At 69.9% G+C, this 26,689-nt stretch carries 23 protein-coding genes; 11 read left to right on the top strand and 12 right to left on the bottom strand.

Annotated elements, in window-relative coordinates; all coding sequences use genetic code 11:
* Nucleotides 1-47 precede the first annotated feature (47 nt).
* The 3 genes from ACWFRB_RS10565 to ACWFRB_RS10555 are packed head-to-tail and all read left to right on the top strand — an operon-like array spanning nt 48 to nt 3,662.
* Entirely contained in the window at nt 48-1,214 is a 1,167-nt protein-coding gene (locus tag ACWFRB_RS10565) for a phytoene desaturase family protein (RefSeq protein WP_452640825.1), read from the top strand.
* Complete coding sequence (locus ACWFRB_RS10560) at nt 1,211-2,350, top strand: NAD(P)/FAD-dependent oxidoreductase (protein WP_452640823.1); 1,140 nt, start codon at nt 1,211-1,213, stop codon at nt 2,348-2,350. The genes ACWFRB_RS10565 and ACWFRB_RS10560 overlap by 4 nt, the downstream gene beginning before the upstream one ends.
* A 55-nt stretch (nt 2,351-2,405) precedes the next feature.
* Complete coding sequence (locus ACWFRB_RS10555) at nt 2,406-3,662, top strand: aminodeoxychorismate synthase component I (protein ID WP_452640822.1); 1,257 nt, start codon at nt 2,406-2,408, stop codon at nt 3,660-3,662.
* A 6-nt stretch (nt 3,663-3,668) separates the two neighbouring features.
* Here the strand turns inward: ACWFRB_RS10555 and ACWFRB_RS10550 are convergent, their stop codons facing one another.
* Both ACWFRB_RS10550 and rsmI read right to left on the bottom strand, forming a co-directional pair.
* The gene (locus ACWFRB_RS10550) at nt 3,669-7,784 is read right to left on the bottom strand and encodes a WD40 repeat domain-containing protein (protein ID WP_452640820.1); all 4,116 of its coding nucleotides are present in this window, start codon (nt 7,782-7,784) and stop codon (nt 3,669-3,671) included.
* Nucleotides 7,785-8,165: 381 nt separating this feature from the next.
* Complete coding sequence (rsmI, locus tag ACWFRB_RS10545; RefSeq protein WP_452640818.1) at nt 8,166-8,996, bottom strand: 16S rRNA (cytidine(1402)-2'-O)-methyltransferase; 831 nt, start codon at nt 8,994-8,996, stop codon at nt 8,166-8,168.
* 24 nt (nt 8,997-9,020) lie between these two features.
* Here rsmI and ACWFRB_RS10540 point away from each other — a divergent pair, with 24 nt between their 5' ends.
* Nucleotides 9,021-10,577, top strand: a complete 1,557-nt coding sequence (locus tag ACWFRB_RS10540) for a dolichyl-phosphate-mannose--protein mannosyltransferase (RefSeq protein WP_452640817.1) — start codon at nt 9,021-9,023, stop codon at nt 10,575-10,577.
* A gap of 169 nt (nt 10,578-10,746) precedes the next feature.
* Entirely contained in the window at nt 10,747-12,390 is a 1,644-nt protein-coding gene (locus ACWFRB_RS10535; protein ID WP_452640816.1) for a class I adenylate-forming enzyme family protein, read from the top strand.
* Between the two features lie 48 nt (nt 12,391-12,438).
* Here ACWFRB_RS10535 and ACWFRB_RS10530 read toward each other — a convergent pair whose 3' ends face one another.
* The 5 genes from ACWFRB_RS10530 to ACWFRB_RS10510 form a co-directional block, all read right to left on the bottom strand.
* Nucleotides 12,439-14,088, bottom strand: a complete 1,650-nt coding sequence (locus ACWFRB_RS10530) for a BCCT family transporter (protein WP_452640814.1) — start codon at nt 14,086-14,088, stop codon at nt 12,439-12,441.
* 83 nt (nt 14,089-14,171) lie between these two features.
* Nucleotides 14,172-14,600, bottom strand: a complete 429-nt coding sequence (locus tag ACWFRB_RS10525) for a DoxX family protein (protein WP_452640813.1) — start codon at nt 14,598-14,600, stop codon at nt 14,172-14,174.
* A 100-nt stretch (nt 14,601-14,700) separates the two neighbouring features.
* Nucleotides 14,701-15,060: a GntR family transcriptional regulator gene (locus ACWFRB_RS10520; protein ID WP_097212254.1), complete on the bottom strand. Its 360-nt coding sequence runs from the start codon at nt 15,058-15,060 to the stop codon at nt 14,701-14,703.
* 28 nt (nt 15,061-15,088) lie between these two features.
* Nucleotides 15,089-15,517: a nuclear transport factor 2 family protein gene (locus ACWFRB_RS10515; RefSeq protein WP_452640810.1), complete on the bottom strand. Its 429-nt coding sequence runs from the start codon at nt 15,515-15,517 to the stop codon at nt 15,089-15,091.
* A gap of 59 nt (nt 15,518-15,576) precedes the next feature.
* Nucleotides 15,577-16,845 carry a PucR family transcriptional regulator gene (locus tag ACWFRB_RS10510; RefSeq protein WP_452640808.1) on the bottom strand — a complete coding sequence of 423 codons (1,269 nt, stop codon included), beginning with the start codon at nt 16,843-16,845 and terminating at the stop codon, nt 15,577-15,579.
* A gap of 139 nt (nt 16,846-16,984) precedes the next feature.
* Between ACWFRB_RS10510 and ACWFRB_RS10505 the strand changes: the two genes are divergently transcribed.
* The 3 genes from ACWFRB_RS10505 (at nt 16,985) to arsC (ending at nt 19,661) form a co-directional block, all read left to right on the top strand.
* A complete protein-coding gene (locus ACWFRB_RS10505; RefSeq protein WP_452640882.1) occupies nt 16,985-17,860 on the top strand; it encodes an SGNH/GDSL hydrolase family protein in 876 nt (291 codons plus the stop codon).
* Between the two features lie 78 nt (nt 17,861-17,938).
* Nucleotides 17,939-19,294, top strand: a complete 1,356-nt coding sequence (locus ACWFRB_RS10500) for a spinster family MFS transporter (RefSeq protein ID WP_452640806.1) — start codon at nt 17,939-17,941, stop codon at nt 19,292-19,294.
* 22 nt (nt 19,295-19,316) lie between these two features.
* Nucleotides 19,317-19,661 carry an arsenate reductase (glutaredoxin) gene (gene arsC / locus ACWFRB_RS10495; RefSeq protein WP_452640804.1) on the top strand — a complete coding sequence of 115 codons (345 nt, stop codon included), beginning with the start codon at nt 19,317-19,319 and terminating at the stop codon, nt 19,659-19,661.
* 69 nt (nt 19,662-19,730) lie between these two features.
* Here the strand turns inward: arsC and ACWFRB_RS10490 are convergent, their stop codons facing one another.
* Both ACWFRB_RS10490 and ACWFRB_RS10485 read right to left on the bottom strand, forming a co-directional pair.
* Nucleotides 19,731-20,177: a hypothetical protein gene (locus tag ACWFRB_RS10490; protein WP_452640803.1), complete on the bottom strand. Its 447-nt coding sequence runs from the start codon at nt 20,175-20,177 to the stop codon at nt 19,731-19,733.
* A 174-nt stretch (nt 20,178-20,351) separates the two neighbouring features.
* Nucleotides 20,352-21,584 (bottom strand): arginine deiminase, encoded by a 1,233-nt coding sequence (locus ACWFRB_RS10485; protein WP_452640801.1) that lies wholly within the window; start codon nt 21,582-21,584, stop codon nt 20,352-20,354.
* Nucleotides 21,585-21,707: 123 nt separating this feature from the next.
* On the opposite strand from ACWFRB_RS10485, the gene soxR reads away from it, so the two are divergent.
* Complete coding sequence (gene soxR, locus ACWFRB_RS10480) at nt 21,708-22,172, top strand: redox-sensitive transcriptional activator SoxR (protein ID WP_452640799.1); 465 nt, start codon at nt 21,708-21,710, stop codon at nt 22,170-22,172.
* Between the two features lie 25 nt (nt 22,173-22,197).
* On the opposite strand, the gene ACWFRB_RS10475 is transcribed toward soxR, so the two are convergent.
* Entirely contained in the window at nt 22,198-22,830 is a 633-nt protein-coding gene (locus ACWFRB_RS10475) for a response regulator (protein ID WP_169310525.1), read from the bottom strand.
* Nucleotides 22,827-24,041: a histidine kinase gene (locus ACWFRB_RS10470; protein ID WP_452640797.1), complete on the bottom strand. Its 1,215-nt coding sequence runs from the start codon at nt 24,039-24,041 to the stop codon at nt 22,827-22,829. Before ACWFRB_RS10470 ends, ACWFRB_RS10475 begins: the two co-directional genes overlap by 4 nt.
* A 128-nt stretch (nt 24,042-24,169) precedes the next feature.
* Between ACWFRB_RS10470 and ACWFRB_RS10465 the strand changes: the two genes are divergently transcribed.
* Together ACWFRB_RS10465 and ACWFRB_RS10460 are read left to right on the top strand one after the other, a co-directional pair.
* Nucleotides 24,170-25,237, top strand: a complete 1,068-nt coding sequence (locus tag ACWFRB_RS10465; RefSeq protein ID WP_452640796.1) for an ABC transporter permease — start codon at nt 24,170-24,172, stop codon at nt 25,235-25,237.
* A gap of 51 nt (nt 25,238-25,288) precedes the next feature.
* Nucleotides 25,289-25,972, top strand: coding sequence for an ABC transporter ATP-binding protein (locus ACWFRB_RS10460; RefSeq protein WP_452640795.1), 684 nt, complete (start codon nt 25,289-25,291; stop codon nt 25,970-25,972).
* Nucleotides 25,973-26,048: 76 nt separating this feature from the next.
* Here the strand turns inward: ACWFRB_RS10460 and ACWFRB_RS10455 are convergent, their stop codons facing one another.
* Nucleotides 26,049-26,492: a hypothetical protein gene (locus ACWFRB_RS10455; RefSeq protein WP_452640793.1), complete on the bottom strand. Its 444-nt coding sequence runs from the start codon at nt 26,490-26,492 to the stop codon at nt 26,049-26,051.
* Between the last annotated feature and the right edge of the window lie 197 nt (nt 26,493-26,689).

Below are 26,689 nucleotides of genomic sequence, written 5' to 3'. Positions count from 1 at the left end.
GATCAATGCATTGGAGTAATCATTGATCGCTCTCTAACGTCGCTGTCATGACTGATTCGGTTTCTGTGATCGGCGGGGGCTTCGCCGGGCTGACCGCGGCGATCGTCTGCGCGGAGGCGGGCGCCCGGGTAACCCTGCACGAGGCACACGGCACGCTCGGGGGCCGGGCGCGCGCGACGGCAGGCCCGTACGTCGCTCATGAGGGCGCGCATGTGTTCTATGCGGACGGCCCGCACTGGCAGTGGCTCAAGCGGCGTGGATTCGTCGATGATCGGTGCCTGCCCCCGCTCCGGAGCCTCGGACTGCTCGGCTTCCGGTCGGGTGGCAGGTTTCGCCGGGTCCCGTCGAGGGGAATGCTGCGGGCCCAGCTCTCACCGCGGATCACCGCGCCCGTCGACACGGACTTCCATTCTTGGGCCGCACAGCGTTTCGGGCACGACGCCGCGGCGGCGATGGCGAACTCGGTCGGCGTCGCCACCTATGACGCGGACACCGGGAGGCTCTCGGCGGCCTTCGTGTGGGGCCTGTTTCAACGGATCTACGGGCCGAGGGTGCCGGGCGTCCGCTACGTGGCAGGCGGCTGGCAGGCGGTCACGAACCGGATGGCGGTCCGCGCACGCGACCTCGGGGTCCGGATCGAGCTGGGTTCCCGGGTGGAGGCGATCCCGTCGACACCGACGATCGTCGCGACCGAACTGTCCTCCGCGCGAACCCTCCTCGGCGACTCGTCGCTGCACTGGCAGAGCGGGCACTGCGTGATGCTCGACCTCGCGGTCCGCGAGGGACGGCGCGACCTGTTCACCGTCGCCGACCTCGACGAGGGCGGCTTCCACGAGTGCTACTCGATGCAGGACCGCTCCGTCGCCCCGCCGGGCGAGTCCCTGTTCCAGATCGACATGCCGGTACGCACGGGCGAGTCCGTCGACCAGGCCCGCACCCGCTTGCATCGTTTCACCGATCTCACGGTTCCGGACTGGCGCGAGCGGGTCACCTGGCAACGGACCGCGACGGCGAGGGGCAGGACCGGCGCCGTCGACCTGCCGGGCCAGACCTGGCGCGACCGACCCGGGATCGACAGGGGCTCGGGGGTGTACCTCGTCGGGGACATGGTCGCCGCCCCCGGGATGCGCGGGGAGATCGCGATCAACAGCGCTGTGCGCGCGGCCACGTCCGTGGTCGCCGAACTGAAGGTGTCGAAGGGGGTGCGCCGATGAGCGCAAATGTGGTGGTCGTCGGGGCGGGCTACGCCGGGGTGATGGCCGCGAACAGGCTGAAATCACGGAGCGAGGACACGCGAGTGGTCGTCGTCAATCCCCGGCCCGCATTCGTCGAACGTATCCGGCTTCATCAGCTCGTCACCGGAAGCTCAGATGCCACAATCCCATTCGAGCGGGTGCTCCACCCAGGGGTGGAACTGCGGGTGGGGACCGTCGAGCGGATCGACGCGCAGGCCGGTTCGATCAGCTTGACCGATGGCGAGTACCTCGCCTACGACCATCTGGTCTACGCGGTCGGCAGCACCGACCGACGCGACCACATCCAGGGGGCATCCGAACACGCCTTCTCCCTGTCCGAGTTCGAGCAGGCACACCTGCTCCGGCTCCGGTTGCGCGCGCTGCCGCGACCGCTCGCCGTCACCGTGATCGGGGGCGGACTGACCGGCGTCGAGACCGCGGCCGAGCTCGCCGAGGATGATCCCGAGATCGCCGTGACCCTGGTGTCCGACTCCCCGGTGGCGCACGCCCTGCCGCCGCGGACGCGACGCAAGATCCTCGCCACGCTGGCCACACTCGGCGTCACGGTGATCGACGGGAACCGGGTGGCCGAAATCGCCGAGGGCAAGGTCACTCTCGCGGACGGGCGGATCCTGCAGTCCGATTGCGCGGTGCTCGCGACCTCATTCGCGGTTCCCGACCTGGCCCGCAGGAGCGGACTCGAGGTCGACGCCGAGGGCCGCCTGCTGGTCGACGCCACGTTGACCAGCCGAGGCGCACCGTCGATCGTCGGCGCCGGTGACGCGGTCGCAGGGCCGCCGGACGAACTCGGCCACCTCCGGATGAGCTGCCAGAGCGCCCTCCCGATGGGTGCGCACGCCGCCGACACGATCCTCGCCCGCCTCGGCGGCACCGCGCCGATGCCGCTTTCGCTCGGATTCGTCGGCCAGTGCATCAGCCTCGGCAGGCGACGCGGAGCCTTCCAACCGGCCCGCGCGGACGACTCCCCCGTCTGGCCTGCGATCACCGGCCGCGTCGGAGCGCTGGTGAAGGAGCAGGTCTGCGGCACGACGGTGCAGTTCATGACGAAGCAGGCGACACGCGGGTCGTACCGGTGGCGTAGCGGCCCGCGCTGACGGCCCGTGACCGCTCGATTCGGGTGTGCGGGCGAGGCCGTGTCACGCTTGTCGGGTGCGGATCGAGCGGATTGGTGACGGCGGCGACCCGGCCGACGTGTTGCGCGCCCTCGCGAACCTGGCCGTCGACCGCGGCACACCCGCGCCCGCGGCGCTGATCGGCGACTGGTTCGGCTCCAGGGCGGTGCTGGCCCCGACCGTGCACACCGAACCCGTCGATACGGCGAGCGTCTTCGACCTCACCGACCGAGAAACGGACACCGCCCCCGGGCAACCGGGGCCGCGCGGCGACGACCGTCCACTGATCGGCGGCGGCTGGATCGGCTACCTCGCCTACCCGGACAGCCCGGCCGGCGGGGCCACCGCCGCACTCCCCGACGCGGCAGGCGGCTGGACGGACTCGGTGTTGCGGCAGGACCCCGAGGGGTGCTGGTGGTACGAGAGCCTGACCGACGACCCCTGCCCCGCCGCATGGTCGGACGCGGTCACCGCGCCCGCCGCGCCCGCGCAGCCCTGGCGGATCGAGTGGACGGCCCCCGACCGGGAGGCGCACCGCAACGGCGTGCTGCAGTGCCTCGAGGCCATCAGGCAGGGCGAGGTGTACCAGGCCTGCGTGTGCACCCAGTTCCGCGGCCGCGCGGATGGCGATCCACTGCACTTCTTCGCCGACGCGGTGGCCGCGACCCGGCCCGCCCGCGCCGCCTTCGTGCAGGGCGCGTGGGGCGCGGTGGCGTCGCTGTCCCCCGAGCTGTTCCTCTCCCGCCACGGGAACCTGCTCCGCTCGAGCCCGATCAAGGGCACGCTGCCGATCGCCGACGATCCGGACCGCCTGCGTGCCTCCGTCAAGGACGTCGCGGAGAACGTGATGATCGTCGACCTGGTGCGCAACGACCTCGGCCGGGTCGCGGTGCCCGGATCGGTCACGGTCACCGATCTGCTCGGCGTCTACCCCGCCCCTGGGGTCTGGCACCTGGTCTCCACCGTCGCCGCGATCGCCGCGCCCGGCACCACCACCGCGGCCCTGCTGGAGGCATCCTTCCCGCCCGCATCGGTCACCGGCTGCCCCAAACACCGCGCCCGCCAACTCCTCTCACAATGGGAACCGGACCATCGCGGGGTGTACTGCGGCGCAGTCGGATTCGCGTCCCCGCTCGCGGGCACCGAACTGAACGTGGCGATCCGGACCGTCGAGTTCGACCCGGACGGGAACACGGTGCTCGGCGTCGGCGGCGGCATCACCATCGACTCCGACCCGGACGCCGAATGGCAGGAATGCCTCGACAAGGCGTCGAGCATCTTGTCGCTCGGGTAGTCGCCCTCACGCCTGCGCGCAGGCCTGCTCGCCCGAGCCGGACAGCTCGAAGTCCGCCGCGCGGTCCTCCGACAAGGGCGCCGTCGACGAACAGATCCGACGAATGATCGACGGCGCGTCCAGCTCCCAGATCCGCAGCACTCCCTCACCGTCCCCGGAGAAGGCGGCGTGGCTACCGGGCAGGAAGGCCACCTGCGATCGACCGGTGCCTGCGGTGGTGATCGGCCCGCCGACGTTGCGCATCGACCCCGCGTCGGCGACGTCCCACAGCCGCACCGTGCCGTCGTCGCTGCCGCTGATCACGTGGCGGCCGTCGGGGTCGAACGACACCGAGTACACCGTGCCGGTGTGTCCGCGCAGCGGCGAACCCCTCATGGTGAGCGATCCGTCGCCCGCCCGGTCCCACAGCACGATCGACTGCTCGTCGCCCCCGGTCGCCAGCATCGCCCCGTCCGGGCTGAACGAGATCGAGTTGATCCCGTCCGCCTGACCACCGTCCGGAACCGCGACCTCCAGAGGGCCGGCCGCGTCCCGCACGTCCCAGGCGTGTATCCCGCCGTCCGCGTCGGCCGCCACCAGGTTGCGCCCGTCCGGGCTGAACGCCACCGTGCGAACGAGATTGGTCGGACCGCCGAGCGGTTCACCCCACGGCACCGGCCGTTCCGGATCCGCCAGGTTCCACAGCCGGACACTGACGTCGTCCGCACCGATGGCGAGCGTCGACCCGTCCGGGCTGAAAGCCAACTCCCAGGTGAATCTCGTCTGCGTCAGGATCGGTCCGCCGAGAGCACGCGGGTGGGCCGGGTCGTGCACGTCCCAGAGCTGCACCTGACCGCCGGAGGTCGGTGCGGTCGCCATCGTGCCGCCGTCGGGAGCCAGCGCCACCACATGGGCTCCGCCGAGCGGGCGCGGCAGGGCGAGCGCACTCGCAAGGGCCAACCGTCGATCCGCGTCGACCCGCCACAGCCGGATCACCGAGTCGTATCCGCCTGTCGCCACCAACGATCCGTCGCGGCTCGGCGCGGGCTGGGTGAGCGCCGATGCCGAGACGTGGATCGCCGTCTTCGGCAGGGTCCACACCCGGACCGTCGAGTCCTGTCCCCCGGTCACGATGGCGGAGCCGTCGGGCACAAGGGCGAGCGCCGGGACTCCGCCGCCGTTGCCGGTCAAGGCCGGACGCAGCTCGCGCAGGCTCCGCGAGGCGGGGTCGAGGGACCACGTCTTCACCGTGCCGTCCCACGAGGCGCTCGCCAGCGTCGCGCCGTCCGACGCGAAGGCGATCGTCCACACCCCACCGGTGTGGGCCTGGATCGGGGCGCCGAGCTCGCCGACCGCCCGCACGTCTGTGGTGTCGAACACCCGGATGACCCCGTCATCGCTGCTGGCGGCGAGCGTCCGCCCGTCGGGCGCGAACGCCACCGAGTGCACCACGTCGCCGAACCCGGTCAGCACCGACGGCAGCGGGACGGGCGCGCCACCCCCGCCCATCCCGGCGATGTCCCACAGCCGGATGCTGCGGTCATCGCTCGCGGTCGCCAGCACCGCCGAGTCCCCGCGGAACGACACCGTCCGGACCGCGCCCTGATGCGCGGGCAGCACCGTGGACCCGAAGCGACCCGAGAACGGGTCCGAGGTGTCGAACATCGTCACCGTGCCATCGTCGTTGGGCACGGCCAGGATCCGCCCGTCCGGACTGAACCGGAGGTTGTGGACCGCCCGGGTCCCCACCTTGGTCCCGTCGAGCAGCGGCCGCGGCGCGGATCTGTCGGTGATGTCCCAGATGAACACGAGGCCGTCGCCGCTGCCCGCGGCCAGGATCCTGCCGTCCGGGCTGAAGGACACGGACGCCATGTACTTCCCGGCCCCGCCGAGCGGGGCTCCGATCGGTCGCGGTTCGCTGCGGTCGGTGAGGTCCCACAGTCGAACGGTGCGGTCGTCGCTGGCCGAGGCGATCGTCGAGCCGTCGCGCGAGACCGCCACCCCGTAGACCGGGCCCTGATGGCCGGTCAGGACGCGGCCCACCGGAGTCGATTCGGTCGCGATCAGGCGCGAGTACGCGGCGTCGTTGCCCGCCTTCATCTGCCAGGCCTCGATCGCCAGCCGCGCGGAGGTCGTCGGGTCGGAATCCCGCAGCGAATCCGTCAGTGCGATCAGCTGGCGGAACTGAGCGGCCGAGCGCTCCGATTCGGCGCGCTGCTTCGCCGTCCAGGCCATCGACACCGCGACCAACGCGATCACCGTTGACACCACCAGCGCCGCCATCACGGCCCGCTGGATCCACGTGTCCCTGCGCACGTGCCCGGTCGAGGTGTCGAGGAACTCCGAGGCCGTCGGGGTCAGGGAGGCGGCCACCTTCGTCGCGCCCAGCCCCTCGACGGCGACCCTCGACGCATCGTGCTCGGCGACCATGTCGAGACGGCCGCGCTGATAGAGCAGGCTGCTGTTGCGGTCCGCCTGTTCCCAGTTCGCGGCATCCGCCTCGATCTGCTGCCGAAGCGCGGTGTACGAGCGGTCCTCCTGGATCCACTGTTTCAGCCGCGGCCAGGCATCGATCACCGCGTCGTGGATCAGCTCGACGCTCTCCGTGTCCGCAACCAGGACCCGAGCCGCGATGAACTGGTCAACCACCTGCCTGCCGGTGGCCGTGTCCTCGCCTGCGAAGGCCAGCAACTGCGGCAGCGTGCGCCGGATCTTCACGTCGGTGCCGGTTTCCGTGACGTACACCAGGTGCACCAGCATCGCCCGGGCGAGCACCTGGCCCCGCTCGTCCAACGCCGCCCAGGTGCGCTCGGCCGTCGCCGCGACCGACCCACGCACACCGCCGGTGGCGCGGTAACTCGCCACGGTGAGCACTCCCCCGCGCCTGCGCTCCCACATCGTGTCGAGCAGATGCGAGAGCAGCGGCAGGACGGTGCCCGCGCCCTCGTCCGAGGTGAGCACCCCGAGATCGTGCAGGATGAGGTCGACCAGCCCCGCCTCGAGTTTGAGACCGATCATCCGGGCGGGCTGGGTGATCACCTCCACCATGTCCTCCCGCGTCAGCGGCGCGAGCACCTTGCTGTGGCGTTCGAGCGCGCGGGCGAGCACCGGCTGGGACAGCGCCTGCTCGTAGAAGTCCGAACGCATCGTCGCGACGACAACGGGCGCGGCATCGGGCGTCTCCTCCGCGCCGACCGTCGTGGCCGCGAGATCGAGAAGGGCGAGGAAGCGGTCGCGCTCCTCGGGATCGTCACATTGGGTGAACAGCTCCTCGATCTGATCCACGACGATCAACAGCGGGTTCGACTCCAGCCGAGCGGCGACCGCGCGGACCGCGCGGCGCACGGTCTCCGGCCGAGCATCCGAGGCCACCTCCCGCAGCTCGGGTAGCGCCTCGCCCAGCGCCTGCAAGGGCCGCGGTCCCGGCGTGAGCACCACCGGCCGACCACCGGCGTCCGGTCCCGGGCCCGCCAGCTCCGCGACGAGACCGGCCTGGACCAACGAGGACTTCCCCACTCCCGAGGCACCGGTCACGATCACCAGTCCGTGCCCCTGCGCCGAGGTGACCGTCTCGACCAGGCCGGGCAGACTGCCGCCGCGGCCGAAGAACAGTCGCGAGTCCTCGGCCCGGTACGGCTCGAGCCCCCGATACGGACGAACCCCGGTCACCGGAGCAGGCACAACCTGATCGGCAGTCTCGCCGCGGGCGCGGGTGGCGTTCGCATCGCGGGCACTCGACCACCACGCCAGCCATTGCTTCATCGAGTACAGGCCGGGGACCGGCGGCTGGGTGCCGTGCAGCGCCTGGGCCGCGCGGATGAGGACCACCAGAACCGGGCGGACGGAGTCGAACGTCGCGGGGACCCGCTTGCCCGAACGCCAGTCGCTCAGCCGCTGGACCGAGATCTGCCGGTCCGTGCCGATTGTTCGGCCGACCGCCGACGCCTCGGAGACGACCTTCTTCAGGGCCGGCCCGCCTGCCGTCGCGAACAGCAGGCGCAACTGATCCGCGAAGTGCAGGCGCGCCTGTGTGTCCGGGTCGCTCCTCGGGCTCCGCGCCTGTGCATCCGGGTCGCTCCTCGGGCTCCGCGCCTGTGCCTCCGCAGCATCGTCCACCGCATCGGCCGAATCGCCACCGGACATCGTCGATCACCCCAGTTCCTGCCGTGGAAATTCCGCTGCGGAAAAGTTCCTCACCCACCGCGAACTGGGACGATACCCGGATACCGGGACGCGCGGTTTGGTTGGGCCCCTGCCACCGAGCAGAGTTGATCTCGACGCACGGGGGGCCCTGCATCACCGCGCCACACCGGCGGGAACTGTTCAGCCCGAGGGGGGGTTGTTCCCGCCGGTGTGCACGTGGCCGACCACACACGACGGAGTGACCATGAGCAGAATCGCCGCCAAGATCGCGTCCACGGTTCCACCTACCCTCGCCGCAGCACTCGTCCTCGCCGCCGCGGTCGGCCTCATCATGTTGATGGGCGCACCGCCGAACTGACGATCCGGCGCCGCCGGACCCACTCAGCCCTGTCGGGCCGCCAGCACCGCCTCGTAGACCTCACGCTTGGACACCCCGGCGGTCGCGACCATCGCACACGCGTCCTTGAGCCGCGCCCCGCTCTCCACGAGCCGTTCCACCTCCCCGACGAGATCCTCGGGCTCCGCGGCGACCAGCCGCGCGGCCTCCAGGACGACGGTGATCTCCCCGCGTGCCCCCTCGATCGCCCACTCGGCCAGCTCGGCCAGGGTGCCGCGGCGCACCTCTTCGTAGGTCTTGGTCAGCTCCCGGCACACCGCCGCGCGGCGGTCCCCGCCGAGCACCTCGACCGCGTCGGCGAGGCAGGCGGCCAGCCGGTGCGGCGCCTCGAAGAACACACACGCCCGCTGCTCGGTGCGCAGCGACTCCAGCCAGGTTCGGCGCTGCCCCTGCTTGCGCGGCGGGAACCCGTCGAAGCAGAAGCGCTCGACCGGCAGACCGGACAGCGCCAGCGCGGTCGTCACGGCCGACGGACCCGGCAGGCAGGTCACCGGCAGGTCCTTCTCGACGCACGCCGCCACCAAGCGGTAACCGGGATCGCTGACCGACGGCATCCCCGCATCGGTCACCAGCAACACCGTCTTGCCCTCGGTGACGTCGGCGACCAACGCCGGCAGCCGGGTCGTCTCCACCTGGTCGTAGAAACTGACCACCTTGCCCGTGATCACCACCCCGAGCGCGGACGCCAGATGCTTGGTGCGGCGGGTGTCCTCCGCCGCGACGACGTCCGCGGTGGCGAGGGCTTCCTTGAGGCGTTCGGAGGCGTCACGGACCTCACCCATCGGTGTCGCGGCTAGGACAAGACGACCGTTCATGTCCCACAGCCTACGATCGAGGACGTGACCCAGTTGACCGACGAGCGCGCGACGCCCGCAGTCGACACCGTGATCGTCAGCCCGGCGCCGACGGCGCCCGCCCTCGACCCCGGCCCCACCGACCGGATGCGCGGCTGGGTGGTCACCATCTTCCTGACCACCCTGGCGGCGATCACCCGCTTCGTCATGCTCGGCTACCCCACCGACGCGGGCACCCCGGTGTTCGACGAGAAGCACTATGCGCCCCAGGGCTGGCAGGTGCTCACCGGCGGCTGGCTCGAGGACAACCCCGGCTACGGCCTCGTGGTGCACCCACCGATCGGCAAGCAGTTGATCGCCGTCGGCGAGGCGATCTTCGGCTACAACGGCTGGGGCTGGCGGTTCGCGTCCGCGGTCGCGGGCACCATCCTGGTGCTGCTGGTGGTGCGGATCGTCCGCAGGATGGCCCGCTCCACCCTCGTCGGGGCGATCGCAGGGCTGCTGATCATCGCCGACGGCGTCACGTTCGTGTCCTCACGGATCGGCATGCTGGACATCTTCATGGCCGTGTTCGTGGTCGCGGCGTTCGGCTGCCTCGTGGTGGACCGGGACCAGGTGCGCGAACGGATGGCCCTGGTGTGGGTCGAGGGCCGGATCCACGACTCCCCCTACGGGCCACGCCTCGGCGTGCGCTGGTGGCGATTCGGCGCAGGCGTGCTGCTCGGGCTGGCGTGCGGCACCAAGTGGTCGGGCATGTACTTCATCGTCTTCTTCGGCCTCATGAGCGTCGCGTTCGACGTCGCCGCCCGGCGCGCCTACGGCGTCCGCCGACCGTGGTTCGGCGCCTGGCTGCGCGACGTGGGACCCGCGCTCTACGCGCTGGTGGTGATCCCGCTGCTGGTGTACCTGGCGAGCTACTGGTCGTGGTTCGCCTCGGAGACCGGCGTCGACAGGAACGCCGTCGGCACCAAGGTGGGCCTCGGCGGGCAATTCGCGTTCGTCCCTGACGCGCTGCGCTCGCTCTGGTACTACAGCGGAAACGTGCTCGAATTCCATTCCGGGCTCACCAATTCCGCGGGCAACCATCACCCGTGGGAGTCGAAGCCGTGGTCGTGGCCGATGGGGCTGCGCCCGATGCTGTACTACTTCGCCGACGGCGAGCAGATCTCCGGGTGCGGCGCATCGAGTTGCGTCAAGGCGGTCATGCTGATCGGCACCCCTGCGATCTGGTGGCTGGCGCTGCCGATGATCGCGTGGGCGCTGTGGCGCACGGTGGTATCGAAGGACTGGCGCTACGCGGCCGTGCTCACCGGCTACGGCGCCGGACTGCTGCCGTGGTTCGTCACCATGGACCGGCAGATGTACTACTTCTACGCCGTTGCCCTGGCCCCGTTCCTCGTGATGGGACTGGCGCTGGCGCTCGGCGAGATCATCGGCCGGGCCCGAGCCTCCGCGGAGCGGCGCGGCACCGGCCTGCTCGTGGTCTGCCTCTACCTCGGCCTGGTGATCGCGAACTTCATCTGGCTCTGGCCGATCCTCACCGCGATCCCGATCACCCCGGAGGCCTGGCAGCAGCAGCTGTGGCTGCCGAGCTGGCGCTGACCCCGGGCTTCGGGTCGCCCCCGTTCAATTCAATCAAGCATGCTTGATTGTTTTTCCGTTCGCGCCTACAGTCGCCTCCCAAGGGGCCCGATGTGACCCCAGTCACCAACCTCGTGGGCGCCCAGCCGTTCGGGTGGCGCGTCCTTTCGACGTCCCGTGGAGGCCACGTATGCAATCCGATCTGTCCGGTCTGACCGCGCTCGAGGTCAATCTGGCCACCCGCACCTCGCTGGGCGACGCCCTCACCCGGTCGGCCCGAATGTTCGGCTCCCGCACCGCGATCGCGGACCGCGGCCGCTCGGTCACCTACCGCGAACTCGACGCAGCAGCGGAATCCTTCGGGCGCTCGCTCCTCGAGTCCGGGCTGTCCCGCCAACAACCGGTCGCGATGCTGATGGGCAATTCGTGGCAGTTCGTCGCGACCTACTTCGCCTGCGCCAAGTCGGGACTGGTGGCGATGCCGGTGAACGTGGTGCTCGCACCCGAGGACATCGCATGGATCCTGAACGACTCCGGCACCACCACCGTCGTCGCCGATGCCGTCTTCGCACCGCTGCTCGAGAAGATCCTGCCCGGACTGACCGAGGTGACGTCCGTGATCCTCGTCGGCGCCGAGCCCGCCGAGTCGACCGGCGGGGTGCCGAGCCGACCGCTGGCGACTGCTTGCAGGTCGCTCGAAAGTCACTGCTGGGAGGACCTCGCCCACCGCGAGGCGGCCGGCCCACTCGAGGTGCTCGTCGAGGACCGCGACGTGGCGCAGTGCCTGTACACCTCCGGCACCACGTCCCGGCCCAAGGGCGTTCTGGTCAGCCACACCTCGGTCTTCGTTGCGGGCCTGACCAACGCGCTGATGCAGGGCGCGTCCTGGGGTGACGAGCACGCGACCCTGGTCAACGTGCTGCCGATGTTCCACACCACGGGCCTGAACACGCTGGTCCTGCCGACGCTGATGATCGGCGGAACGGTGGTGCTGCCAGGACCGTTCGACCCGGGCGCGGTGCTCGACGCCATCGAGACACACCGGGCGACGCACGTGATGTTCCTGCCGATCATGTACCGCGCACTGGTGGGCACTCAGGCCGCCGCGGCGCGGGACCTGTCCTCGGTCCGGCTGTGCATCTATGCGATGGCCCCCATGCCCGAAGCGCTCCTCGACCAGGTCGACGAGGCGTTCCCGAACGCCGCGGTGATCCTGGGGTCCGGTCAGACCGAGGTGGTGCCCGCGACCGTGCTGCAGTGGCCCGAGCACCGCCACACCAAGGCGAACTCGTGGGGCCCGCCGGTCCCGACCGTCGAGGTGCAGATCATGGCCGAGGACGGCACGCTGCTGCCCGCGGGCGAGAGCGGCGAGATCGTCTACCGGGGACCGCATGTCAGCAGCGGCTACTGGAACAACGCCGAGGCCAATCGGGTTGCCTTCGCGCACGGTTGGTTCCACAGCGGCGACGTCGGTCATCTCGACGAGGACGGGGTCGTCTGGTTCACCGATCGACTCAAGGACATCATCAAGAGCGGTGGCGAGAACGTCTCGTCCGTTGATGTCGAGCGGGTCGTCTCGGCGGCGCCCGGGGTCCAGGAGTGCTCCGTCGTCGGTCTGCCGGACGAGCGCTGGGGCGAGGCGGTGTGCGCGGTGGTCGTCGCCGCCGACGCCACCGCCGCACCCGACGAACTCGAAGCCCAGGTGATCGCCCACGCCAAGCAGCACCTGGCTGGTTTCCAGGTACCCAAGCGAGTGATCGTCGTCGACGAGTTGCCCAAGACGGCGACCGGCAAGGCCCGCAAGCACGAGCTCAGGGCCGGCTTGAGCCGCTGACCGCGTCGATGCGACGGAAACCCGTGCTGCTCACGGGTTTCCGTCGCCTCACTCCGAGGAACCGTTGTTGGCCGACCTGCTCGGCCCGCGTCGGGGACGCGGCATCCGCCGCCGCTCCCGCTTCGCCTCCAGGATCATCGGGTCGTGGCACAGGTCCCGATAGAGCGAGACGCACAGACCGATCATCACCAGGACGAACGGTGCCGCCGCGATGATCGTCATCGTCTGCAGACCGTGCAGCGCGTCCTCGCCACCCGTCCACAGCAGCAACGCCGCGACCCCGCCGGTGGCCAGGCCCCAGAAGATCACCACCCAGCGGCTGGGGTCGAGGGTGCCGCGCTGCGACAGCGATCCCATCACCATCGACGCGGCGTCGGCGCCGGAGACGAAGAAGATCGAGACCAGGAGCATCACCAGGACGGTCGAGATGCCCGCCAGCGGCAGATTGTCCAGCATGCCGAAGAGCTGAGATTCGGAGCTACCGCGGCCCGCCAGGTCGATGCCGCTGCGCTGTTCCCCGATGGCAGCGCCGCCGAACACCGAGAACCAGAACAGGCTGACGAGGCTCGGGACCAGGATCACGCCGATCACGAACTCGCGGATGGTGCGGCCGCGGCTGATGCGGGCCAGGAACATGCCGACGAACGGGGTCCACGAGATCCACCACGCCCAGTAGAAGATCGTCCACGAGGACAGCCACTCGGCGGTCTCCGGATTACTCGATGCCGCTGTGCGGGCGGACATCTCCGCGATCTCTGCGGCGTAGGCGCCGAGGGCGGTGGGGACCAGGTTGAGGATCAGCACCGTGGGCCCGAGCACGAACACGAACAGCGCGAGCACCAGCGCCAGCACCATGTTGATGTTCGACAACCACTGGATGCCCTTGGCCACCCCCGAGACCGCGGACGCGACAAACACCAGCGTCAACACCGCGACGATCGAGACCAGCAGCAGCGTGCCCGCTTCTTCCAGCCAGCCGGCGACCTCGAAGCCCGAGCCGATCTGCAGCGCGCCCAAGCCGAGCGACGCGGCGGTTCCGAACATGGTCGCGAAGATCGCGAGGATGTCGATGACCTTGCCGATCGGCCCCTCTGCGCGACGCCCGAGCAGCGCGACGAACGCGGAGCTGAAGAGTTGTTTGCGGCCACGCCGGTAGGTGCCGTAGGCGAGCGCCAACCCCACCACCGCGTAGGTGGACCACGGATGCAGGCTCCAATGGAACATCGTGGTCGCCATCGCGGTGCCGACGCCCCCGTCGGTCCCCGGCGGTGGGTTCACGAAATGTGCGAGCGGCTCGGCGACACCGAAGTACATGAGGCCGATGCCCATTCCCGCGCTGAACATCATGGCGATCCAGCTGACCGTGTTGAACTCCGGCTTCTCGCCGTCCTTCCCCAGCGGGATCCGGCCGTACTTGCTCAGCGCCAGCCACAGCGCGAACAACACGAATCCGGTTGCGGCGAGGATGAACAGCCAGCCCAGGTTGGTGACAAGCCAGTCGAGCACGGTGCCGGTGACGGAGTCGAGGCTGTCCGGACCGACCAGGCCCCACACCACGATCGCGGCGACGATCGCGGCCGTGACCCCGAATACCACATGGTCGGTCCTGACACCTGTCTTGCGCGTCACGACATGACCGATGATCTCGTCGTCGGTGCGGTCGGAATCCTGCTCGGATAGATCGGAATTCGACGCCATGTGCTCCTACGTTGCTTGCCCGGTCCGGCAAAAGCAAGCGCGACAGGCGTGGAACGGCGACCTACCCGAGCGGCTCCGTCCCGCTACGCCGCCGACCGTGCAGACGATTTACGGCCGAGAATCCCGTCGACACTGAACCGTCCGGCGCCGGTCGCGGCGAGCAGCAGCGATCCCACTCCGAGCGCCAACACCAGCTCGTATCCGCCTTCGCCGACGAAGATTCCCTTGTCGTAGTGGACGATGGCGAACGCCCCGACCATGTTGAGGAACAACAGGATCCCGGCGATCGGCGTGGCGACCCCCGCGATGAGCGCAAAGCCACCCACCAGCTCGATGGTCGCGGCCACGATCGCGGAGAGGTCGGGCATGGGCGCGCCCATGCCCTCGAACGCGACCTGCGTCTTGTCGATTCCCATTGTGAAGAACTTCTGCCAGCCGTGGGCGACGAAGATGACGCCGATGCCGACCCGGGCGATGAGGATGGCGAGGTCGCGGAATGCGGCGGATTTCATGATGGAGTCCTTTTCGATGTGCGGCGCGACGGACGGGAACATCAGCAACTCTGACACAGCATGGTTGAAGCGTCAACAATGCTGTCGATCGCCGGACCGTTCAGGCCCCCCGCAGTGCCGCCTTGAACAACCGCTCGGCGGTCTCGTCGCCGAGGCCGAGTCCGCGGACAGTGGCGACGTAGTCGGTGGCGGCGCGCTGCGCGGCTGCCATCGAGGCGTCTCCGACCGCGGCCACGAAGGACCCCAGCCGCCCCCTCGTCTCGATCGCCCCGAGCTGTTCGAGCTCTCGATATGCCCGGGCCACGGTGTTCGCGGCCAGCCCCAGCTCCTCGGCTAGGGCCCGCACCGTCGGCAGCTTGGTGCCCGCGATCAGCTCGCCGCGCCGGACGCGATCGAGGATCTGCAGCCGTAGCTGCTCGTACGGCGCCGTGGACGAGTGTGGGTCGATGTCGATGCGCATGATCAACGCTAACCCCGCGACGCCGCGGTCAGTCCGCGAACGCTGCCGCCACACCGTCGAACCACGCCGACTCCTCGACCAGGCTGTGGCTGCGCCAGCCCTCGGGCGTGCGGACCAGCTCGTGGTTGTACCAGCCACCGCAGAAGAACTGCCTGTCCTTCTTGACGATCATCGGATTGAAGAACATGGCCCGGACCCGGGCCGTGTCACCGTCGAGTTCCACGTCGATGTTCGAGACGAAATGCTGCGTCTGCGCGAACAGGTCGAGCATCGTCGCCAGCTGCGCGATGACGAATTCCAGGTCACCGACCGGCCCGCCCGCGGTGGAGTAGTCGATGTGCGCGTCCGGGGTGAAGACGGTGCGATAGAGATCCCAGTCCTTGCTGTCCACCGCGTGCGCATAGCGGGTGAACAGATCCTGAATCTCGATACGGTCGGAGATCGTCTGCAGGTCCATGCCGACATACAAACGCACCGGCGGCCGGTCGCGTCGCGGAATGCGACAACGACTGCCGTTCAGGTCCGCCCGGAGCCCGAGCGCCTCGCCGCGAGCGCCGCGGTGACGCGGACCAGATCCCTCGGCGACGACACGTCCAGCCCGGTCAGCGTCGCGAGCTTGCGAAGCCGGTAGAGCACCGTGTTCGGATGGACGTGCAGGGTCACTGCCGCGGCCGCCCGATCGTAGCCGGCGTCCACAAAGGCCTCGAGGGTTCGCAGGATCGGCTCGTGGGTATCCAACGGGGACAACAGATTCGCCAGCACCGCGTGCGCTGCGCTCGGCCTGGTCAGCTGATACTCGACCGGGACGTCCCGCAGCCGGAAGAGCCCGCTCCTGTGCCCGTGACACCGCGCCACCTCGAGCACCTCGCGGGCCTCCTGCAACGCGCCTGGCACCCGGGACGGCGCCGCGGCGGAGACCGCGACGACGACCGCGGCGCCGATCGCCCGTTCGAGATCGAGCAGATTGCGCCGCAGCTGGGCGTACTGCGTGCTGTCGCCCCAGTTGTCCTCGGCGGGATCGGAATCGACGATGGGGATCAGCGCCGTCCCGCCGCTGCTGGTCACCGCGCACAGCGCCTTGTCCCTGCCGACGTTGTCGAGTTCCCGCTGCAGCCGCCGCACCTTGCGCCGCTCGGCCACCGCGGTGTCCACCTCCGCCGCGGATTCGTCGGGGTGCGGATCGACGTGGATCGCGACTATCCAGTAGAGCCGGGCGAGCGTCAGACCGACCCGATCTGCAGTCCCGGCCGGGTCGGTTCCCGCGGACAACGCCATCAGCAGGGCGCGCCTGGCGGCGTCGTCCTCCCCCGCGGGCGCATGGTCAGACCCGTATCCGGCGACCACCGCGGACGTGGCGGCCAACAGGTAGGTGTGCAGCTGCCGCCCGGCCCGCGCCAGTGCCGGGCCGTCCCCGTCGGTGGCCAGCTCCGAGATCGCCGCCCACCAGTGCTGGATCCCGAGGTGGTACGCGTGCAGCACCTCGGCCAGCGGCACCAACTCCTCCGCACGACGGCCGGCGGAATCACGCAGCTCCGCCACCTCCCCCGGGGTCGGCTCACCCGCGGTCCTCAGCATCGCGATGAACAGTTCCAGGTTCCGGCGCACGATCGCGGTGACGTCGATGCGAATCGCTTCCTCGGGTAGCGACCGATAGAAGGGCACCTCGGTCCGCACCGCGTGCACGGTCTCGGCGACCAGCGCGTGCGTCCGCTGGGCCAGCTGGTCCGCCAGCGACCGCCCGCCGATCGCGATGGGCCCGTCCGGGTCGGTTTTGATTCCAGACACAAAAACCTCCGAATAGTTGATCGCAATCTACAACCACGACCAGGAGTTTTCCGATCAATATGTAATCCACGCCACTCTCCGATGCACAAAAGGCGCATCGCACGGGCGGGCTATGAGAGAAGGAGTCTCGGTGACCAACATGATCCGCCGCGCAACCCGGTCGGGAGCCACGGCCGCCGCCACACTGTGTCTGCTGGCGGCCGCAACCGCGGGCAACGCCGGGGCCGCGCCGCTGCAGCCCGGCGCGATCGATTACGTCGCGCTCGGCGACTCCGCCGCCGCCGGGCCGCTGCTCCCCGACCAGGACATGAGCGCACCCGGATGCCTGCGGTCGCGGGACAACTACCCGGCGGGCGTCGCCGCGACCCTCGGCGCCACCCTGACCGACGTCACCTGCTCGTCCGCCAGGACGGCGCACATCACCGACACACGACAGGGCACGTTCACCGGAACCGTGCCCCCGCAGCTCGATGCGCTGAGTCCCGACACCGACCTCGTCACGGTCACCATCGGAGCGAACGACTTCAACCTCTTCAGCACTGCCCTCAGCTGCACCAACCCGCTGCCGCAACCGACAGGCACGTCCTGCCGCGACAAGTTCACCGCCGGTGGGCGCAACCAGCAGCGGGACCTGATCCGAGACTGGGCCCCGACCTGGGGGGCGATGCTCGACAAGGTCCGCGACCGCGCACCCGAGGCCGAGATCGCGGTGGTCGGGTACGGAACATACCTCCGACCGGGCGGATGCCCTGCGCAGCAGCCGATCTGGCCGCAGGACGCCGATTACCTGCAGAGCGTGATGGCGGATGCGAACGAGGCGATGGCGGCCGAGGCGGCCAGGCGCGACATCCGATTCATCGACATCAGGCAGGCCACCTCCGGTCACGACATCTGCGCGGGCCCCGCCCAGGCTCACTACGCGGGCCTGGTCCCGGCGGAGCCCGCGGTGCCGCTGCACCCGACGGTGCTCGGCATGCAGGCGATCGGCGCACACGTCGCCGGCGAGCTGCGCTGAGTACCGCACCCCACCCCACCGCACCGCCTGCGGCAGTGCACTTTCCGTCCCTCACCCTCCCCGAACCAGCGAGGCCCCATGTCCGTGCACGAACCAACGGTTGCGCCGTCGGCGCTGCCTGCCGCCACGACGAAGGTCGTCAGCGGTGCGCTGATCGCCCTGTTCCTGGCGAATCTGGTCAACTTCTTCGACCGCGCGATCCCGTCGGTGGTCGCCGAACCCATCAAGGCCGAGTTCTCGCTCAGCGACCTGCAACTCGGCCTCATCATGTCGGCGTTCACGCTGGTGTACGCGGTGGCCGGACTGCCGCTCGGGCGACTCGCGGACCGCGGTGACAGGCCGAAGATCATCGGCGCCGGGCTGCTGCTGTGGAGCGGGCTGACCGCTGCGACCGGCGCCGCGGGCAACTACATGCTCTTCGTCCTGGCCCGGCTCGGCGTCGGCGTCGGCGAGGCCAGCTTCACCCCGGCCGCGAACTCGATGATCGGCGACATGTACCCGGCGGAGCGACGCTCGCGTGCGCTCGGCGTCTTCATGCTCGGTCTCCCGGTCGGACTCATGCTGGCGTACTTCACCGTCGGCAAGATCACGGAGGCCTTCGGATCCTGGCGGGCACCGTTCTTCGTGGCGGCCGTGCCCGGTGTGCTGCTCGCCCTCGTCATGTTCCGGATGCGCGACCCAGAACGCGGCGGCTCGGAGCACACCGCCGCGCCCGCCGACGACACCGCGATCACCCGGCCGATCCGCGGGCTGCTGTCGATCCCGACCCTGCGCTGGCTGATCCTCGCCGGGCTGACCTTCAACTTCGCCGCGTACGCGGTGAACTCGTTCGTGGTGCCGCTGCTGATGCGCCAGTACGAACTGAAGCTGACGCCTGCCGCCGCGGTCACCGGGATCATCGTCGGGTTGACCGGACTGATCGGCCTGCTCGCCGGAGCGAGGCTGGCGGACCGCGCGTCGACAAAGTCGCCGAGCGCGCGACTCACCATCGGCGTCGTCAGCTGCGCGGCGGCGGCGCCGCTGACCGCCCTCGCGCTGATGCAGGACGGCGGCAGCGTCGTGGCTTTCACCGCCCTCTTCGCGGCCGGCTGGCTGCTGGCCTACGGCTTCTACATCAGCGTCTACCCGGCGATCCACGACGTGGTGGTCCCGCGACTGCGTGCCACCGCCACCGCGCTGTTCTTCGCGGCGATGTACCTGCTCGGCGGATTCTCGGGTCCGGTCGTGGTCGGCGCCATCTCCGACTGGTTCGCTCAGCGGGCCCTAGACGAGGCCGGCACAGGAACACTGAAGCAGTTCGCGGGCGATGGGCTGAACTCGGCGATGTACCTCGTCCCGCTGATGCTGGTCCTCACGGCCGTGTTCATCTACCTGGCAACCCGAACCATCGCTTCCGACTCCACCCGGATGCGCCGGTCACTGGAAAGCCGGTGAGCGGTTCCGGGACAATGGCGTCATGGCCGACGCGACGATCTACCACAACCAGCGCTGCAGCACCTCGCGCACCGTTCTGAAGCTGATCGAGGAGGCAGGCATCGAGCCGACCGTCGTCAAGTATCTGGAGACGCCGCCCTCGCGCGACGGACTGCGGAAGCTGCTCGACGACGCCGGACTCAAGCCGAGCGAGGCGATCCGCAAGAAGGAAGCGCTCTACAAGGAACTCGGCCTGGCCGAGGCGAGCGAGGACGAACTGCTCGAGGCGATGGTGGAGAACCCGATCCTCATCGAGCGGCCCATCGTGGTGACGGCCAAGGGCACCGTGCTCGCCCGGCCCGCCGAGCGGGTCTCCACGATCCTGTAGCCACCCCGATCCGAACACGGCCCCGCCGGCTCGCGCCGACGGGGCCGTGCTGCGTTCATTGCGGAATCCCTACGATCCCACCGAACCGAAATCGACCGAGCCCAGGTTCATCGAGCCGAGATCGAGCGAGCCCGACGCGTCCTCTTCCTCGGTCTCGGTCTCGGTGTCCACCGGCGCCGGCTCGACCGGGGTCGTGGGCACCACGACCTCCTCCGGCGTCCAGACGCCGCAGTTGTAGGTGACGAAGGTGCTGTCAGAGGCCTGCAGCGTGACCGCCGACGGGCCATTGGTCTGCATGTACTCGACGACCGTCGGCTGCCCGTTCGTGAGCGAGAGCCGCGTCCAGGTGCACGGTGCACCGAGCGTGGTCGGCCCCGTCGACTCGTAGGTGCCCGGCGCGAGCCCGGCGGAACCCACCTGGAACCCGCCGTCGTGCGTGATCACCGGGGTGCCCGCAAAGGCGACGCCCGCGCCCGCGAGAACGCCTCCCGCAACCGCAACGGATGCGATGGACATCGAAACCAGCTTGCGCATAACTTCCTTCCACACTTCGTCTGAGTTGGACAGTTGTCCAAACGAGAAGGTAGCCACCATCCAGGCGAGCAAATGGCGAATCACACATTGGTGACGCGAGTCACAGTGCCGGAGCCCGTGGCGACGGTTTCGCCTGCCGCATCGAACCTTTCGCGGTCAGAGCCGATCGCGCGACACCGGGCAGGACATGCAGCGCGGGCCACCCCGGCCCGAGCCGAGCTCGGACCCGGAAATACGCAGCACCTCGATGCCCGATGCTTCCAGCCGCGAGTTCGTCACGACGTTCCGCTCGTAGGCGACGACCACCCCCGGCTCCAGGGCGAGAGTGTTGTTGCCGTCGTCCCACTGCTCGCGTTCTGCGGTGACGTTGTCGAGCCCGGTGTCGATGACCCGGAGCTTGCCGATGCCCATCGCGTCGGCCGCGGCCTTCAGGAACGGTTCGGCGCCGCGAATGCTCACCCCCACGTCCTCACGGTGAATGGTGAACGCGGACAGACTGTCCTGAATGGCGGGGTACATCACCACGGCGTCGACGTCGACCATCGTGCACACCGTGTCCAGGTGCATCGACGCTCGCGACTGGGCGATCGGGACCACCAGCACCGAGTGCGCAAGGCCGTCCTCGAAAACGCTGCGCGCCAACGCCTCCGCCCCGGCCGGGGTGGTCCGCTCCCCCACCCCGACCGCCACCACACCCGGCGCCAGCAACAACACGTCGCCGCCTTCGACCGGCGCGGTGTGCGACTCGTAGGCCCGCCGGACCCCGAGGAAGCGCGGGTGGTGCGCGTAGATCAGGTCCGTCAGTGAGGCCTCGCGCACCCGGGCAGGCAGGGCCAGCGCGGTGATCGCGACCCGGTCCCCGATCCAGAACGAGGAGTCCCTGGTGAACAGCAGGTTCGGCAGCGGCTCGATCACGAAGTCGCCGCCGTGGTGCATACGCCGCACCAGCGATGCGCCGCCGGGCCCGAGCGGGAGCTCGTCGAATGTCATGCCCGCGGTCAGGACGGTGGCCAGGGCAGCGGGCTCGACGGTCCGCAGATGCGCGGCGAGTTCCTGTGCGAGCGGGTGTCCGAGCCTGCGGGGGTCGACAGCCGCCGAGATGCCCTGCATGCGGGCGGCCCCGCTCGCCGTCAGGGTCTCGGTGAGCACCTCGGACAGCAGCAGCACCTCGACCCCCCGCGCACGCAGCAGCGCGGCGAACGCGTCGTGCTCCTCCTGCGCCCGGTCCACCCAGGGCAACCCGTCGAACAGCAGTTGGTCGTTGTTGCGTGGGGTCAGCCGCTTGAGCTCGTCGCCGGGGCGGTGCAGCAGCACGGTACGCAGGGTGCCCACCTCGGAGTTGGCCCCCAGCACGGACGACCCCTCGTTGCCCACGACGCTGCGCTCCATGGCTAGACGGTAGTGCGCGCCCGGCCGCGCCGCGAGGGCTTCGATTCACAGTCCACCCTCGTGGCGTCCGGTCGACGACCCGATTCCCTCAACTATGGTCGAGGTCTACGACGGGAGGCGCCGGTGGAGATGCCGAACTGGAAGGCCAAGGAACTCACCCCGGGACAGCTGTCCGAGCGCAGCGGGGTCGCGGTGTCCGCGTTGCACTTCTACGAGCGCGAGGGGCTGATCGAGAGCCGCAGGACCAGCGGGAACCAGCGCCGCTATGCACGCGACACCCTGCGCCGGGTGGCCTTCATCCGGATCTCCCAGCAGGTCGGCATCCCGCTCGCGGAGATCAGGGAGGCGCTCGACACCCTGCCCGAGGGACGGACCCCGACACGGGCCGACTGGGAACGGCTCTCGACGAGCTGGCACGCCGACCTGGACCGGCGCATCGAGCAGTTGACCCGACTCCGGGACAACCTCACCGGCTGCATCGGCTGCGGGTGCCTGTCCATGAACAGCTGCGCGCTGGCCAACCCGCACGACCGGCTGGCCACCGCGGGCCCCGGCGCCCGGGTACTGGACGTTCGACTCCGCCGCTGATCGCCCGAGCTCGGTGCACCCGCCCTCAGCGCAGTAGGCCGCGCTCGCGCGCCGCAGCCACCGCGGCCGTCCTGCTGTCCACACCGAGCTTCGAGAACACATGCACCAGATGCGACTTCACGGTCGCCTCGGTGACGAACAGCTGCTTGGCGATGGCCCTGTTCGACAGCCCGTCCGCCACCAGCCTGACGATCTCCGTCTCGCGGGCGCTCAGGTCCACCCTTGGCTCGCGGATCCGGCGGTACAGCCGTTGCGCCACATCCGGATTGAGGACCGTCTCGCCCCTGGACGCCGCCCACACCGCATCCAGCAACACCTGCGGATCGCTGTCCTTGAGCAGGTAGCCGGCCGCGCCTGCCTCGACCGCGCGCAGGATGTCGGCGTCGGTGTCGTAGGTGGTGAGCACCACCACCCGCGGCGGATCGGGTCGAGCCATGATCGCCTCGGTCGACTGCGCACCGTCCATGCCCGCACCGAGTCGCAGGTCCATCAGCACCACGTCCGGTCGGGTCGTCTCGACCAGTTCGAGCGCCTGCTCGCCCGAGGCAGCCTCCGCCACCACGTCCAGGCCCTCGTGCGAGGACAGCAGGGCACGCAACCCCGCCCTGACCACCGGATGATCGTCGACCAGCAGCAGCCGCAGCCGCGGGCCGGTCACGACTGTGCCCCCGAGACGGGAAGCGTTGCCGCCAGTGCAGTTCCGTCGCCCGGCGCCGATTCGACGACGAGCGAGCCGCCAAGCGTCTCGAGCCGGTCGCGCATCGCGCGCAGTCCGAACGAGGCCGGGTCGACCACGGAAGCGGGATCGAACCCCACCCCGTCGTCCACGACATCGAGGCGCACCTCGTCCTGGTCGTAGCTCAGCGTCACCCGGACATTCTCGGCCCGCGAATGCAGCCGGACGTTGGCCAGCGCGCTCTGCGCCACCCGCAACAACGCCACATCGAAGTCCATCGGCAGCGGCAGCGGATCCCCCTCGACATGCAGCAGGCCGACGATCCCGGTGTGCGTGCCCAGCTGCGCCAGCTGGCGGCCGAGCGCGGACTCCAGCGAGGCGTCCTCGAGCGCCGACGGCGTCAGCGCCGCGACCACCCGGCGTGCCTCGCCGAGGTTGTCCTGGGCGGTCTCCGCGATCTGCGCGAGAACGGCCTTCGGGTCATCGCCGCGCTGGCCCGCCCGCGCCAGCAGCACGATCGACGAGAACCCCTGCGCGAGGGTGTCATGGATGTCCTTCGCCAGCCGCGCGCGCTCCGCCACCGCGCCCGCCTCACGTTGCAGCGCATTCAATTCGTCCTGCGCGCTGAGCAATTCGTCGTGGGATCGGGTCAGCTCGTCCAACAGGCGCTGACGTTGCTGGGTGTCGCGCAGCAACTGCTGGTAGATCAGCGCCATCCCCGCGGCGGCGGTCGCACCGAAGATCGGACCGAGGAAGGACGCGACGGTGTTGCTGGTGCCGTGCCAGAGCGAGGCGGCGATGACAACAGCGGTGATCGCGACCGTCGCCGCCAGCGCGACCCTGGTCGAGAGCAGATGGAAGCACAGGAAGAACAGCGGGAACGCCACCCACACGAAGCCGGCACCGAGCACGGACAGCCCGAGCCAGCCGAGCACCAGGACCCCCAGCCACAGCGAGCCGTACCAGTCGCGGCCCGTTGCGTCGGCGGCGCGGCGGGCGAACCACACCCCGAGCAGATACCAGACCAGCACCGCCGCGGCCAGCACGAATGCGGGCAGCGGATCCGGCTCATCGACGGCTGCCCTTGCGGTCCCGACGGCGAGCAGCACGAGGAACAGCCCGTGCGCGCCGAACTGCATGATGCGCAGCACGGGCGTCGTGCCGCGGGCGTGGCGGTATTCGGGCAACAGCATTTCATCCACGCTAACACCACCTCGGGGGCTCTGACCGGCCGCGATCGCGATGTCCAACTTTCGATTGATCCGGGTACCCATCCGTTGCGCGATGCCGGACCCGGCCCTCATTCGCGAGGCTGGAAGCCATGTTCCTCAGTATTCGTGACCTCCGATTCGCCAAGGGCCGCTTCGCTCTGATGAGCGCGGTCCTCTTCCTCATCTCGCTGATGGTCGTGATGCTCTCCGGCCTCACGGCCGGGCTCGGGAACCAGTCGATCGCGGCGATCCAGAACGTGGGTGCCGACCGGTTCGCGTTCGGCGAGCCCGCCGAGGGGCAGAAGGTCGCGTTCACCGACTCCCAGGTCACCGAGGCCCAGCGGGCACAGCTCGCCTCGACCCCCGGCGTCGACGAGGCCTCGATCCTCGGTATCGCGCCCCTCCGGATCACCGCCGACGGTCGCGATGTCAGCGCCAGCGGCTTCGGCGTCGCGGGCGATTCCTTCGCCGCGCCCGCCCCACTGCACACCGGCGAGATCGCGGTCGACCGGAAGCTCGCGGACGACAACGGCTGGGCCGTCGGCTCCACCGTCGACATCGCCGGACACCCGTTCACGATCGGCACGCTCGTCGACGACTCGTACTACAGCCACCAGTCGGTGGTGTGGCTCGACCTCGCCGACTGGCGCCAGCTGCCGACCGCTGGCGACAGCGAGGGCACGACGATCGCGCTGCGCACCTCCTCCGACTTCGACGCTGCGGCCGCCGAGTCCGACACCGGTACCGCCGTCACCGACGAGAAGGGCGCGCTCAACGCGATCGGCGCATACTCCTCCGAGCGCGGCTCGCTGCTGCTGATGCAGGGCATGTTGCTGGCGATCAGCGCGCTGGTCGTCGGCGCCTTCTTCACCATCTGGACCATCCAGCGTGGTCAGGATCTGGCGGTCCTCAAGGCCGTCGGCGCCTCCACCCGGTACCTGCTCGTCGACGCACTCGGTCAGGGGCTGATCGTGCTCACCCTCGGTGCGGGCCTCGGCACCCTCGCCGCGATCGGGCTCGGCTCGGTGGCCGCGACCGCGGTCCCGTTCACCCTCACGGTGACCGGCACGCTCGTCCCGTTCTTCGCACTGATCGCACTGGGCATGCTCGGCGCCGCGGCGGCCCTGACTCGCATCGTCAAGGTCGACCCGCTGACCGCGCTCGGCGCCGCCAGGTAACCGCCGACCGCACCGTCGGCACACGTAAACCCCACGCCTCCAGGAGTATCCATGAGCATCACACTGAAGAACACGGTCCTCACCTACCCCGACGGCGACACCCGGCTGCGCGCCCTCGACGATGTGTCCCTCACGGTCGAGCGCGGCCGACTCGCCGCGATCACGGGGCCGTCCGGCTCGGGTAAGTCCAGCCTGCTCGCCGTCGCAGGCCTGCTGATCACCCCCGACTCGGGCACCGTCACCATCGACGGCACCGACGTCACCGGCCTTGACCGGACGGCCCGCACCACCGTGCGGCGCCAGCAGCTCGGATTCGTCTTCCAGCAGGCCAACCTGATGGCCTCGCTGACCGCAACGGAGCAGCTGCTGATGATCACCCATCTCGGCGGCGGCAGCGTTCGCGGCCAGCGCGCAAGGGCCAGGGACCTGCTGTCCACGTTGGGACTCGAGAAGCAGCTGGACAGGCGACCGCACCAGCTCTCCGGAGGACAACGGCAGCGGGTCGCGATCGCGCGCAGCCTGATGAACGACCCGTCGGTGTTGCTCGTCGACGAGCCGACCTCGGCGCTGGACGAGGATCGCAGCCGCGAGATCGTCGAACTGCTGGCCACGCTCAGCCACGAACGCAACGTGGCGACCGTGATGGTCACCCACGACCTCAGCCAGCTCGACCTGGTCGACGGCGTCTACGAGATGCACAGCGGGACCCTGTCGTCGGCGGCCGTGCCCGCATAGCTGCACGCGAATGAGCCCCCGCGTTGGCGGGGGCTCATCTGCTGCGCCGAAGCGCGGTGACCTGATCCGTCGGATCTCAGGGGCCGATGACCGGCCCGGCGGGACCGATGACAGGCCCGGCGGGACCACTGGGCGGGTTCGGAACGACCGGCGGCTGGGCCTGGCCCGGTTCGAGAACGCCCGAATCGGCTACGTGGCCCGGACCCTCGAATGGCCCCTTCGGACCGGCAGGCGGCTCGGCCTGACCCGGATCGAGAACATCCGTGTCGCCGACCTTGCCCGGTCCCTCGAACGGGCCCTTGGGACCGTGCGGCGGATCGACGACCGGCGGCACGACGACCGGGGGCTCGACCACCGGCTGCTGCACGGGATGTGCGACCGGAGCCGGAGCCGCAACGGGAGGCGCCACCTGGGGCACGACGACGGGGCCCGGATCGGGGTTGTACGAGCCCGGGTTCTCGGCACTGCCATCCTGGGGAGCGGGGTCGGCCGGGCCGGCCTGCGCACCGTCGCGACTCACCGCGTTCTCCCGCTCCACCTGCGGCGGGACGCTCTGCCCCTGGCCGGGTACGGGGACTCCGACAGTACTGTCACCACACGCCGACAGCGTGCCGACACCGGCGAGCGAGAACCCTGCCACCGCGAGCGCGGCGAGAACATTACGGGAAGTGATGTTGCGGATGATGGAGTGCCTCCTGGGGTTTCGGCGAGCCGCTC

Source organism: Rhodococcus sp. NPDC055112 (assembly GCF_053607505.1).
This window is presented reverse-complemented; position numbering and strand designations above follow the sequence as displayed.

Excerpts from the sequence above, each read along its gene's own strand:
- ACWFRB_RS10565 (WP_452640825.1), top strand. The coding sequence starts at position 48 with ATGACTGATTCGGTTTCTGTGATCGGCGGGGGCTTCGCCGGGCTGACC.
- ACWFRB_RS10560 (WP_452640823.1), top strand. The coding sequence starts at position 1,211 with ATGAGCGCAAATGTGGTGGTCGTCGGGGCGGGCTACGCCGGGGTGATG.
- ACWFRB_RS10550 (WP_452640820.1), bottom strand. The coding sequence starts at position 7,784 with ATGTCCGGTGGCGATTCGGCCGATGCGGTGGACGATGCTGCGGAGGCA.
- rsmI (WP_452640818.1), bottom strand. The coding sequence starts at position 8,996 with ATGAACGGTCGTCTTGTCCTAGCCGCGACACCGATGGGTGAGGTCCGT.
- ACWFRB_RS10535 (WP_452640816.1), top strand. The coding sequence starts at position 10,747 with ATGCAATCCGATCTGTCCGGTCTGACCGCGCTCGAGGTCAATCTGGCC.
- ACWFRB_RS10530 (WP_452640814.1), bottom strand. The coding sequence starts at position 14,088 with ATGGCGTCGAATTCCGATCTATCCGAGCAGGATTCCGACCGCACCGAC.
- ACWFRB_RS10525 (WP_452640813.1), bottom strand. The coding sequence starts at position 14,600 with ATGAAATCCGCCGCATTCCGCGACCTCGCCATCCTCATCGCCCGGGTC.
- ACWFRB_RS10520 (WP_097212254.1), bottom strand. The coding sequence starts at position 15,060 with ATGCGCATCGACATCGACCCACACTCGTCCACGGCGCCGTACGAGCAG.
- ACWFRB_RS10515 (WP_452640810.1), bottom strand. The coding sequence starts at position 15,517 with ATGGACCTGCAGACGATCTCCGACCGTATCGAGATTCAGGATCTGTTC.
- ACWFRB_RS10505 (WP_452640882.1), top strand. The coding sequence starts at position 16,985 with ATGATCCGCCGCGCAACCCGGTCGGGAGCCACGGCCGCCGCCACACTG.
- ACWFRB_RS10500 (WP_452640806.1), top strand. The coding sequence starts at position 17,939 with ATGTCCGTGCACGAACCAACGGTTGCGCCGTCGGCGCTGCCTGCCGCC.
- arsC (WP_452640804.1), top strand. The coding sequence starts at position 19,317 with ATGGCCGACGCGACGATCTACCACAACCAGCGCTGCAGCACCTCGCGC.
- ACWFRB_RS10490 (WP_452640803.1), bottom strand. The coding sequence starts at position 20,177 with ATGTCCATCGCATCCGTTGCGGTTGCGGGAGGCGTTCTCGCGGGCGCG.
- ACWFRB_RS10485 (WP_452640801.1), bottom strand. The coding sequence starts at position 21,584 with ATGGAGCGCAGCGTCGTGGGCAACGAGGGGTCGTCCGTGCTGGGGGCC.
- ACWFRB_RS10470 (WP_452640797.1), bottom strand. The coding sequence starts at position 24,041 with ATGCTGTTGCCCGAATACCGCCACGCCCGCGGCACGACGCCCGTGCTG.
- ACWFRB_RS10465 (WP_452640796.1), top strand. The coding sequence starts at position 24,170 with ATGTTCCTCAGTATTCGTGACCTCCGATTCGCCAAGGGCCGCTTCGCT.
- ACWFRB_RS10460 (WP_452640795.1), top strand. The coding sequence starts at position 25,289 with ATGAGCATCACACTGAAGAACACGGTCCTCACCTACCCCGACGGCGAC.